This window comes from Streptomyces sp. NPDC127119 (genome assembly GCF_042677425.1).
Lineage (GTDB): Bacteria > Actinomycetota > Actinomycetes > Streptomycetales > Streptomycetaceae > Streptomyces.
The window spans coordinates 1-2,684 of record NZ_JBHXTO010000298.1 but is presented as its reverse complement, the minus strand read 5'-3'; the positions used below and the strand labels follow the sequence as shown (position 1 = coordinate 2,684).

Genomic DNA, 2,684 nt, shown 5'->3' with positions numbered 1-2,684 from the left:
ACCGCCGCCCACGTCGCAGGCGTCTTCTCACTCGACGACGCCTGCCGACTCGTCGCCGCCCGCGGCACCCTCATGCAAGCCCTCCCCACCCACGGTGCCATGATCGCCCTGCGCACCGCGGAGGACGAAGTCCGTCCGCTGCTCGAAGGTCTGGAGCAGCACGTCTCCGTCGCGGCGGTCAACGGGCCCTCCTCCCTCGTCATCTCGGGCGACGAGGACCTCACCACGGACCTCGCCGCCGTCCTCAAGGAGCACGGCGTCAAGACCCGGCGCCTCACCGTCTCCCACGCCTTCCACTCACCCCACATGGATCCCATGCTGGAGGCGTTCGAGCGCGTCGCCGCGGACCTCACCTACCACGCACCGACCATCCCCCTGGTCTCCAACCTGACCGGCCTGATCGCCGATCCCGACCACCTCACCACCCCCGCCTACTGGGTCCGTCACGTGCGGGAAGCGGTCCGCTTCGCCGACGGCGTCAGCACCCTCCACGAACAGGGCGTCCGCCACTTCCTCGAACTCGGCCCCGATCCGGTCCTGACCGCGCTCGTGAACGAGGCCACCGCGGGGAAGGCCACCGGCACCGCCGTCCTGAGGACCGGGCACCCCGAGCCCGTCACCTTCCTCACCGCCCTGGCGCAGGTCCACGCCAACGGGGCACCGGCCGACCTGACCGCGCACCTCGGGGCGCCGCGCACGCTCCCCGACCTTCCCACCTACGCCTTCCAGCGGGAACGGCACTGGTTCACCGCCGGCACCACGGGCGACGTGGCGTCGGCGGGTCTGACCGCCACGGGACACCCGCTGCTGACGACCGCGGCCGAACTGCCCGACCAGGGCGGGCTGCTCCTGACCGGCCGGGTGAACGCCTCGGCCCCCGCCTGGGCGGCCGAGCACGCCGTCTTCGGCACCCCGGTCATGCCGGGCGTGGCTTTCGTGGACATGCTGCTGCACGCCGCGACCCTGGTGGGCTGCACGCGCGTCGAAGAGCTGGTTCACCACGCGTTCCTGGCCCTTCCCGACCGCGGCGCCCTGCAACTGCGGGTCCTCGTCCGGCCGGCGGACGACACAGGGCGGCGGGCCTTCGCCGTCCACACCCGGCCCGAGGACGCCCCATGGGGCTCCGACTGGACCTGTCACGTCACCGGCACGCTCACCGACGCGCCGGCGGGCAGCGCCGCACCCGCCGCTCCGGCCTCGGACGCGGACTGGCCCCCGGCCGCCGCGGAGCCCCTGGACACCGACGGCTTCTACCGGCGGATCGCCGAAGCGGGGCTCGGCTACGGCCCGGTCTTCCAGGGCATGAAGGCCGCCTGGCGGGACGGCGACACGCTGTACGCCGAGGTCGCGCTGCCCCCCGGTACCGGCCCGGATCGTTACGGCGTCCACCCCGGTCTGCTCGACTCCGCGCTGCACCCGTTCCTGCTGGCCACGTCCGACGCGGACGGCACGATTCATGTGCCCTTCGCATGGAGCGAAGTGACCCTGCACGCGACCGGTGCGCACGCCCTGCGCGTCCGGATCACCCGCCCGGCACCGGAGACGGTGTCCCTGCGGATCACGGACCCCTCCGGCCTACCCGTCCTGACCGCCGCCTCCCTCGCCCTGCGTCCGGTCCGCCCCGAGCAGCTCGAAGCGGCCCACTCCGGCCGCGACGGCGCGCTGCACGAGGTCGTGTGGCGCACGGTGCCCACCCCGCCGGACGCCGCCGCATCCGCCGAGGGGAGCACCTGGGCCCTGGTGGGAGAGGCGAGCGACCGGCTCGGCGCCGCGGTCCTCGCGGCGCTCGGCCCCGCCGCACAGGCGTACCCGGACACGGCAGCGATGCGAACGGCCCTGCGCTCCGGTGCGATCCGGCCCGGTACGGTCGTCGTCAGGGTCGCCGCCGGCGACGGCACCGACCCGGCTCAGGCGGCGCACACCGCGACCGCCCACGTGCTGGAACTGCTCCAGGACACGCTGGCCGACGGGGGCGCCGACTCCCGCCTGGTCGTCCTCACCGAGTGCGCGGTGTCCACGGACGTGGCCGCGGGCCCCGGCGGCTCCGGCGCCGGTCCGGCCGCCGCGGCGGTATGGGGCCTGATCCGCTCGGCGCAGTCCGAGCACCCGGACCGGCTCACCCTCGTCGACCTCGACGGCTCACCGGCCTCCGCCGAGGCCGTCAGGACGGCCCTGGCTGCCGGGGAGCCGCAACTGGCCGTGCGTGAGGGCCGGCTGCTCGTGCCCCGACTCGTTCCCGTGACCGTCGACCCGCTGCCCGTCACGGCGTTCGACGCGGAGCGGACGGTGCTCGTCACCGGTGGCACCGGCGCTCTCGGTGCCCTTCTCGCCCGCCACCTGATCACGCGGCACGGTGTCCGCAGGCTGCTGCTGACCAGCAGGAGTGGGCCCGACGCGGCAGGCACCCTCGTCGACGAGCTGACCGGTCTCGGCGCCGAGGTCACCGTCGCGGCCTGCGACGTGGCCGACCGCCGGGCGCTGGAGGATCTGCTCGCCGGGCTTCCGGAGGAGCACCCGCTCGGCGCGGTCGTGCACTGCGCAGGTGTGCTGGACGACGGAGTGGTCACCGAACTGGACCGCGCCCGGCTGGACGCGGTGCTGCGTCCGAAGGTGGACGGTGCGTGGAACCTGCACCGGCTGACCCAGGACATGGACCTGGACGCGTTCGTGCTGTTCTCCTCCGT

1 protein-coding gene is annotated in these 2,684 nt (G+C 74.4%); it reads left to right on the top strand.

Features of this window, described 5'->3' with window-relative positions; genetic code table 11:
- The coding region (locus tag ACFVH5_RS44245; RefSeq protein ID WP_385839347.1) for an SDR family NAD(P)-dependent oxidoreductase at positions 1–2,684 on the top strand (2,684 nt) is incomplete at both ends.